Origin of the sequence: Peptococcus simiae, from assembly GCF_046097595.1 — a bacterium.
Taxonomy (GTDB): Bacteria; Bacillota; Peptococcia; order Peptococcales; family Peptococcaceae; genus Peptococcus; species Peptococcus simiae.
Map to the genome: position 1 here is coordinate 85,738 of NZ_JBJUVG010000008.1, position 8,139 is coordinate 93,876.

The window sequence follows — 8,139 nt, forward strand, 5'->3', positions numbered from 1 at the left end:
ATTATCACGGGCCCCGGGTATGAACAAGGCCCATCTCCTTATGGCTTTCATTTGACAGGGCCCCGCCTGCTGGGGTACGATGTTTGCATGCTAACTGAATATGGGAGGAATCGTCATGACTGAACAAGATCAACTGGCCCTGCGCCTTTTTTACGCGGTTCGCGAAGTCAACGGCCTCATGCAGAGCCGGCTGAGCGAGACCCTGGAAGCCTGGGATATCACACCCCAGCAATTTAGCGTCCTGGGCGCCGCCCGGGGCAAGGGGACCATCCGCAATAGCGATATCTGCGACCTGCTGAGCCTGTCCAAGGGAACGGTCTCGGGCATCCTCAACCGGCTGGTGACCCGGGCCCTTTTAATGAAGAGCCAGGCCGACGGTGACCGCCGGGCAGCAGGCTATACCCTTACGGAGGAAGGGGAAAGGCTCATCCGGACCCTGGAAGCGGAAGTCCTTTCCTTTACCAAGCCCCTGTCCGCTGATCGGACCCGGGCTGACCTCCTGGCCTACCTCCGGAGCATGGAGCGGCTAGCCGGCGCCCTGGGGAAAAAGTAACCCCCTTCCCCACTCTAGGGTAAATGTTAAGAAAAAATCCTCCGGCCCTGGTTTCAGGGCCGATTTTTTTTGCCATTTTTAGGTCCTCAAGAGAAAACCGGTCTTTTTCTTGAAGATTGGTCTACCTTTTTTCGTGATTTCGTAACATATGCTTAATCTTAAAGACAAGACCGGTTGTCCTGTGCTACAATGCGAACTGTTCTCAAATGACGACGAAAGCTTGTATTTTATTTCTAGGAGGAAAATTATGAAAAAGAAATTAACAGCTATGGTGTGTTTACTCGGTTTAAGCGCCGCCTTCCTGGCCGGCTGCGGCGGCAGCGGGGCAGAGACGTCAACGGAGGCGGCAAGCAGTGCCTCGACCGCTTCTGCTTCTGTCGATAAGGGGCCAAAGGCAACCACTACTTTTTCCGAAATGGGCCAATTCAACATGGAGACCATTGACGGGAAAAGTTTCACCGCCGATGACCTCAAGGGCCACAAGCTGACCCTGGTCAATTTAATGGGCACCTTCTGTAATCCCTGTATTGCTGAAATGCCGGACCTGGAAAAGCTCAACCAGGAAATGAAGGATAAGGGCGTCCAAGTGGTCGGGATTGTCGTTGATACCACTGATGGCGGTAAGGATGTCCCTGAAAGTGTTCAAAAGGCTAAGAAAATCCAGAAAGAAACCGGCGTGACCTACCCCCTCTGCAAGCCGGATGAAACCGTTTTAGGCAATATTCTCAAGGATGTTACCACCTTCCCGACCAGCTACCTGGTAGATGAAAACGGCAAGGTCGTTGGCCAGGGTTATGCCGGGGCCAGAAGCCTGGACCAATGGAAGGAAATCATCAACAGCGCCCTGGAAGAGGTTAACAAGTAATGAAGGTCCGCTTAAACGGTTGGTATACCCGGCTGACCCTGGTCGCCCTGGGCCTGGGTCTGGTGGCTGGCGGCATCATGCGGAATGAAGTGGCTGCCGTCTTCACCAAGGCCTCGCGGATTTGTTTGGAGTGTATCGGCATTGGCTAAAAAAAGATATTCAGATAAGAGGCGGCACCTAGGCCAGGGGGCCTGGACAGCTCTGACCAATGCCCACTTTGCCGGCTTTGTAACCGGACAAATTTACACTGGTCCCTTGAAAAAGGCCTGCGTCCCCGGACTCAACTGCTACTCCTGCCCGGGCGCCCTGGGGGCCTGCCCCATTGGGGCCCTGCAGGCGGTCATTGGCAGTGCCGAGTACAAGGTTTCCCTCTACCTCATGGGCTTTTTTGTTCTGGTGGGGACCTTCCTGGCCCGCTTTGTTTGCGGTTGGCTCTGTCCCTTTGGCCTCATCCAGGACCTCCTGCATAAGATTCCCTTTATCAAAAAGATTCATACCTTCCCGGGTGACAAGGGGCTCCGCTATCTTAAATATATTATTCTGGCCGTCTTTGTCATTATCCTGCCCCTGACCCTGGTCAATGTCATCGGGTCCGGGAATCCCTATTTTTGTAAATTAATTTGTCCAGCCGGGATGATAGAGGGGGGCTGGCCCTTGGTGGCTCTGAATCCGGGCCTCAGGGCCACCCTAGGGCATTTGTTTATCTGGAAAAATGTGATCCTGGCCCTAACGATTGTGGCTTCCATTATTCTTTACCGGCCTTTTTGTAAGTACCTCTGCCCCCTGGGGGCCATTTACGGCCTCTTTAATAAGGTCTCCTTCTACCGTTACCAGCTGGATGAAAACCGCTGCATTTCTTGCGGTCAATGCCGCAAGGCCTGTGGGATGGCCATTGACCCGGTGGCCAATATCAATAGCCCGGAATGCATCCGCTGCGGCCGGTGTAAGCAAGTTTGCCCGACGGAAGCCCTATCTGCCAGCCTGAAAGTAGGCAGTGGGGAAAGGCATAAAAATGATGCCCTCGCTTAAGCTTAAATAAGAAAGAGAGAAGAGATGATGAATACAGGTATTTTCAAAAAAGCAGTAGCCATTCTTGTCACTTTAGGCTTACTCTTGACTGTCCTGCCTCTCCCGGCTAGAAGCGCTGAAGCCGAACGAACTTTGACGGTTCAGACTAAACGGTTTCAAAATGGCGATATGGAGTTGACCGTCCGAAAAGCAGACGGCGGTTCATTTTCTGAAGATAGCAAGGTATATGTCCCGAATTATGAAACCAAGTCAGACCATGACCTGATGGTTAATGACCAGGGGAAGATTCTCTTAAAAAATGGTCAATTGCCCGCCCGTCAAGCAGGTGAAGGGGTATCAGACCTGGTTATTGTTGAAAAGAATACCCCTTACAGCAGTCCATTTGCGACTCCCTATAGAAAAGAGTTTACCCTGATGGAGCTATCCGTCTGGCAGGGGGATGCAGTTAATTACAGTAAGGGCGTTATCCTAGAAGAGGCTGATCAAGATGGCGCCCGCATAGAAGACGCCGGTAACCGGACGACGGAAAAAGAAGGTACGTATGAAGGCCCTTTGGCGGTCACCTTTAAAGATGGGTCTCAAGCCCGGCTGGATGGTCACAAATTAACCGTTGTCCGTAATAAAATAGATGGGAAAGAGGCTGCTAATAAGCTGATGCCGGAAGGGGCTTGCTATGTTACCTTTGTCCCCGGCGAAGGGGTATCCGCTGATTTCCAAGGGAAAACCATCCTCGTCAAACCGGGCACTGTCCTGACAGATGCTGACTTTCCGGTTGTCAAATCTGCAACCGGCTACGATGCACCGGTATGGTCTCGTGAAAACAGGACGATTACCGGGAATACGACCTTTTTTGCCAGTGCTTCACAAAAGGGATACTCTCAACGGCCCGTGGTGACCGGGGGGAGGACGGAAAAGGATACCCTCATTCAAGGCACCGGTACGCCGGGGGCGGTTATTACTTTCCAACTCCGCAAGAAAGATGATGATCAGTATGAAGCCTTGCCCGGTCAAGTAACTGTTGCAGCTCAAGGGAAATTTACCTACCTGGTTCCCCAGGGCTTGCTTTTGCGAGCAGGGGATGACCTAAAGGTAATCCAGGAGGAAAAGGGTAAAAAGCCTATGTCTGTCAACCACCAGATTACACCGGCTATTCCGGGTCAAGAAGCTACGGCTACGCCGGAAAACCTCCAGGTTGATAAGGACGGTAAAACCGTTCGCGGGCAAGGCGTTGCGGGGGCCACTGTTGACCTGTACGTTTACCGACAGGGAAAAGCAGGCCAAGGACAGCCCCGACAGGCCTATTACAGTGCTCGGAGCTTAGTTGACCCACAAGGTAAATTCACCTTTACCTTACCTGAGGGCAAAGGATTGGAAAAAGGTGACCTTTTACGGTTTGTACAAAAAGAGGCCGAAAAAGACTTTTCTAATGAAAAAGAATTAACCTATACAGTCAAAAATAAGTCAAATAGCGAAAGCAGTGCCGGCGGAGGTAGTACCGGGCCGTCCCTTCCCAATAAGAAAAAGGATCATGCCGATACAAGTAAACCCGGCATGAACAAGGATAAAAATAAGTCGGAAAGCAAGCCAAAAGAAAAAGGTAAGCAAAACGACAATGACACTGCCGCACAAATGCCTAGCCTTCCGTCTGTAAACCGGCAGGAGGCCTATGTCTCCGGCTACCCGGATGGCAGCTTCCAGCCGGATCAGGCCATTAGCCGGGCTGAAGCAGCAGCCATGTTTGCCCGGTCTTACCTGAGGGACAGGGCCATTACCCAACAGCTCCCCCTCTTTAAGGACATCGCCTATACCGGGGCCTGGTATGAAAACGCCATTATCAGCATGGTGAATACCCATATGATGTCCGGCTACCCGGACCAAACTTTCCGGCCCCATGCACCCATTAGCCGGGCTGAATTTGCAGCTATTCTCAGTCGGAATGAAAAAGGTCCCGTCTCTCCAGCCCCCTTTACAGACCTGACAGGCCATTGGGCCAAGGAGGCCATTAGTCAGGCTTATGCTAAAAAATACCTGAATGGCTATCCGGATGGTACCTTCCGCCCGGATGCACCCATCACGCGAGCTGAAGCCTGCGCCATGGTTAACCGGTTCCTGGGCCGCAAGCCCCTGCCGGCCCAGGAGAAGCAGACAACTACTTTTAAAGACCTACCAACCAGCCACTGGGCTTATGACCAGGTCATGACGGCAGCCCATACCCATTCTCTTGACCAAACCAAGACTGATGCACAGAAGACCGGGTCTTCTGCGCCAGCTCAAGACCCAAAGGAGAAGCCTCACAAGCAAAAGGCTGCCTAATAGATGTTGTAACTACAGCAAACCGCCCTTCCGAAAGGCTCGGAAGGGCGGTTCTTTTTATTTAGGATGGCCTAGATCTCACAGGCATCACAGACAATGACCCGGAGGGCCCCACTGTCCGGTCGGATGGCCAGGCCATGGACAGGGATATCCTTAGGCATCAGGGGGTGGCTCTTGATCCGGGCCACCGTTTCCCGGACGGCTTCTTCAACATTCTCAAAGGGGGCCAGCCAGGCATTTAAGTCAATGCCGGCCCCGGCCAGGGTCTGGAAGGTATCCTCACTGATGCCCCGGTCCTTCATCTTAGCCATCATGGCTTCGGCATTTAAGGCCTCAGCCCCACAGTCATCATGGCCTACCACAAAGACCTCGCTGACATTCAAGTCATACACAGCGACCAAGAGGGACCGCATAATACTCCCAAAGGGGTGGGAGACCAGGGCACCGGCATTTTTGATGATTTTCGCATCTCCATTGGCCAGGCCCATAGCGGCGTTGAGCAGGGTGGACAAGCGGGCATCCATACAAGTGAGAATCGCTACCTGCTTATTGGGGTACTTGTCCGTTAAGAAGTATTCGTACTGCTTCTTTTCCACAAATTGTTGATTATAAGCTAAAATTTCATCAAGCATCCTGATGACCCTCCTTAATAGGGCTAGTATAGCACTTTATCGATCAAATACAAATGGATAGAGACCAATTTTTTGCCAAAGGGTGCAATTCTTCCCGGTCTCTGCTATGCTTGAACTGGCTTTTGTCTTTTGACGGTCTTTTAAAGGAGGGAAGATATGATTCGCTTAGAAGCCATTCCTAAAGAATTACGCCGCCGCCTGCCCAAACTGGAAACAGGTGGCGCCATCGAAATCCTCACCTATAAAAGGAACCGGGGCCTCATCATCACCCTGCGGGAGGAGGGCCTCTACCATGTCCGTGAACACGGTTACCACCGGGAGGAATTTGAAGCCATCGGCGAAGGGGCCCTCCTAAAGCTCGTGGGCCGGATTGCCAAACGGGAATTTCCCCGCTCCACCAATGTCCGCCTCTATACCCACGCTCCCGGTGAGCAACTTTTAATCAGTGACCACCCGGATATCCGTATCTGACCCTCCCCCGGCCGGCTAAGCAAAAAAACCGGGTGTCCCGCAGGACACCCGGCTACTTAGGCAAATAGGCCAAGCAAGTACCAGTAAGGAATAGAAATCAGGAATAAAATCGCAAAGGCGCCAATCGTCCGTAGGCAGAGGGCCTTAATGAGCATCTTATTGTCCATTAAGCCAAAGCCCGTGCACATTAAGAGGATCGCATACTCATAGGGGAAGATATACACATCTGTCCCAAAGCAGAGGGCATAGGCGATGGGGAGGGGGTTATAGCCAAAGGCCAGGGCCATCTTGGTAATAGCCTCCGTCAAGGTGAAGACAATGGCCAAGGGCGTTAAGGCAAAGTTGGACACCACCGCTAAAATAAAGGTCGCAATGGTCATCACAATCGGGCCCCGGCCCATAATGGGCTCTGACGACTGAATCAGGATATCCACCAGGCCAACCGCCCCGGCCACCGACCCAATGGACATGGCCCCGGTCATCACGAAGAGGATTTTTAAATTGGCCTCTTCAAAGTCATTGGCCTGTAAAATTCCCACAGAAGGCAGGAAGAGGAGGGCCATGGGCAGGGCACTTAATAAGAAGGGGTCTAGGTCTACCATCGGCGCCAGAATATAATCGGCCACCAGGACCAGGAGGACGATTAAGGTTGTCCATTCCTGCCGGTTCATGGGCCCCAGGGCCTCCTTTTGGGCCATCAGGCTTTCCCGGGCATCCAGGCAGCGGCCATTGTCCAGGCGGAAAAACTTGAGGACAATGAGGACCGAAATCAGCATCCAGGCCAGGCTGGGCAGGATATTGCCCAAGAGCCACTGGAAGTAGTCAATATTGCCCGCCACATTCCGGTAGACACTGTTGATGTAAATCCCGTTGCCGGACGTGTAGAGCATAAGGCCGGGTCCGCTCATGGCAAAAAAGGCCGCCAAGCCCAGGGCCGTACTTTCCCGGCTTTTCAGGGGAATATCCAAAGCCCGGACAATCCCCAGGGCAATCGTCGTAAAGATCATGGCCCGGGCCATGGGGTCAATAATAATAAAGGCCATGACCACCCCGGCCCCCATAAAGGCCCAGACCAGGCCCTTTAAGTTACAGTCAAAGCGCAAGATAATGCTGTAGGCCATCCGCTTGGCAATGCCGGTCTTATCCGTCGCATAGCCAATGAGAAGGATGGAAATCGTCCCCCAGATTAAGCTGTTAAACCAGGGGGCATAGGCCACCTCTGCCGGGGCCGCCCCGGAAAAGAAGAAGAGAGAAGGCAGGACTGCCCCCACCACCCCGGCCGGAACAATAGACGTCATCCAGGCCAGGACCCCCCAGAGGGAAATGGCCAGAAAGTATTGCATTTTAGGCGCCATATCCAAGGGGAGCAGGCCAAACACAATGGGAATGCCGAAAACAAATAACCACAATAAGTACTCTTTGCTGCGCGATACGGTAGACATATCGATCCTCCTTTGTCCTTTTTTTCATTAAGTTGATAATACCATTCATAAAAAGAGCTGATAAGCAGTTGCCGCTACAAACGCCTGTTTTATTCCGCATATTTTAAGGAAGTGGACCCATGAATGAAGAACGCCTCACCGGTAGCCCCTTTCTCAGCCTTAAGCCCCTCGGCTTAGACTTTTCCCCCTGGCTGGCAGACCTAACCGCCATCGCCACCGTCAGCCACCACCCCAAAAGAAGTCGCTTGACCGCTGCCGGTGACCAGCTCAGCGACATCATTTTTCTTATGGAAGGGGCCATTATAGACAGCGTGGCCAATATCAATGGCCTTGAAAAGTGCACCCTTACCTTCGCCCCCTACCCCCATTGGCTGGCCCCGGCCTGGCACCATATGCCCCTCCTTTATGCCAGTACCGCCTATACCGACGTTACCCTTTGGCACTTTCCCAGGGAAGCCTTTATCAGTATAATGAAAGAATCCGAGCATTTCCTCTACCTGATCATGCGCTTCAGCGCCCTGGAAACCCGCCGGCTCTACCACCAGTCCTACCTTCAGTACGCCGTTCCCGCCCATGTAAAAATTGCCCAAGTCCTCTCCTTTTACCACTACCTTCGCCTCCAGGATGCCCTCCCGGAAATCCGCCTGACCCAGAGCCTCATTGCCCAGCTCAGCGGCGTCCACCGGACCAGCGTCGCCCAAAGCCTTCAGACCCTTAGAAAAGAAGGCCTCCTCCTCAAGCAACCGGAGACCCCCCTGAGCCCGGAAAAGGAAGCCGAGCTGGAAAAAATCGCCTTCATAGACGGCTAAATCGTCCGTCCGACTAGGAAAAAAG

9 protein-coding genes are annotated in these 8,139 nt (G+C 52.8%); 7 read left to right on the forward strand and 2 right to left on the reverse strand.

Features of this window, described 5'->3' with window-relative positions:
• The first annotated feature begins 115 nt into the window (after positions 1 to 115).
• The 5 genes from ACKQTC_RS06580 to ACKQTC_RS06600 all read left to right on the forward strand — a co-directional run bounded on the left by ACKQTC_RS06580 (position 116) and on the right by ACKQTC_RS06600 (position 4,760).
• Positions 116 to 553 carry a MarR family winged helix-turn-helix transcriptional regulator gene (locus tag ACKQTC_RS06580; RefSeq protein ID WP_408977641.1) on the forward strand — a complete coding sequence of 146 codons (438 nt, stop codon included), beginning with the start codon at positions 116 to 118 and terminating at the stop codon, positions 551 to 553.
• Positions 554 to 800: 247 nt separating this feature from the next.
• The gene (locus ACKQTC_RS06585) at positions 801 to 1,418 is read left to right on the forward strand and encodes a TlpA family protein disulfide reductase (RefSeq protein WP_408977642.1); all 618 of its coding nucleotides are present in this window, start codon (positions 801 to 803) and stop codon (positions 1,416 to 1,418) included.
• Positions 1,418 to 1,567, forward strand: a complete 150-nt coding sequence (locus ACKQTC_RS06590) for a CD1871A family CXXC motif-containing protein (protein WP_408977643.1) — start codon at positions 1,418 to 1,420, stop codon at positions 1,565 to 1,567. The genes ACKQTC_RS06585 and ACKQTC_RS06590 overlap by 1 nt, the downstream gene beginning before the upstream one ends.
• Complete coding sequence (locus ACKQTC_RS06595; RefSeq protein WP_408977644.1) at positions 1,560 to 2,447, forward strand: 4Fe-4S binding protein; 888 nt, start codon at positions 1,560 to 1,562, stop codon at positions 2,445 to 2,447. Before ACKQTC_RS06590 ends, ACKQTC_RS06595 begins: the two co-directional genes overlap by 8 nt.
• A gap of 24 nt (positions 2,448 to 2,471) precedes the next feature.
• Positions 2,472 to 4,760, forward strand: coding sequence for an S-layer homology domain-containing protein (locus tag ACKQTC_RS06600; RefSeq protein WP_408977645.1), 2,289 nt, complete (start codon positions 2,472 to 2,474; stop codon positions 4,758 to 4,760).
• Positions 4,761 to 4,831: 71 nt separating this feature from the next.
• Here ACKQTC_RS06600 and ACKQTC_RS06605 read toward each other — a convergent pair whose 3' ends face one another.
• Entirely contained in the window at positions 4,832 to 5,398 is a 567-nt protein-coding gene (locus ACKQTC_RS06605; protein ID WP_408977651.1) for a beta-class carbonic anhydrase, read from the reverse strand.
• Positions 5,399 to 5,548: 150 nt separating this feature from the next.
• Here ACKQTC_RS06605 and ACKQTC_RS06610 point away from each other — a divergent pair, with 150 nt between their 5' ends.
• The gene (locus ACKQTC_RS06610; RefSeq protein WP_408977646.1) at positions 5,549 to 5,863 is read left to right on the forward strand and encodes a hypothetical protein; all 315 of its coding nucleotides are present in this window, start codon (positions 5,549 to 5,551) and stop codon (positions 5,861 to 5,863) included.
• 56 nt (positions 5,864 to 5,919) lie between these two features.
• On the opposite strand, the gene ACKQTC_RS06615 is transcribed toward ACKQTC_RS06610, so the two are convergent.
• A complete protein-coding gene (locus tag ACKQTC_RS06615; protein WP_408977647.1) occupies positions 5,920 to 7,305 on the reverse strand; it encodes an SLC13 family permease in 1,386 nt (461 codons plus the stop codon).
• A gap of 119 nt (positions 7,306 to 7,424) precedes the next feature.
• On the opposite strand from ACKQTC_RS06615, the gene ACKQTC_RS06620 reads away from it, so the two are divergent.
• Positions 7,425 to 8,114 (forward strand): Crp/Fnr family transcriptional regulator, encoded by a 690-nt coding sequence (locus ACKQTC_RS06620; RefSeq protein ID WP_408977648.1) that lies wholly within the window; start codon positions 7,425 to 7,427, stop codon positions 8,112 to 8,114.
• Positions 8,115 to 8,139: the final 25 nt, after the last annotated feature.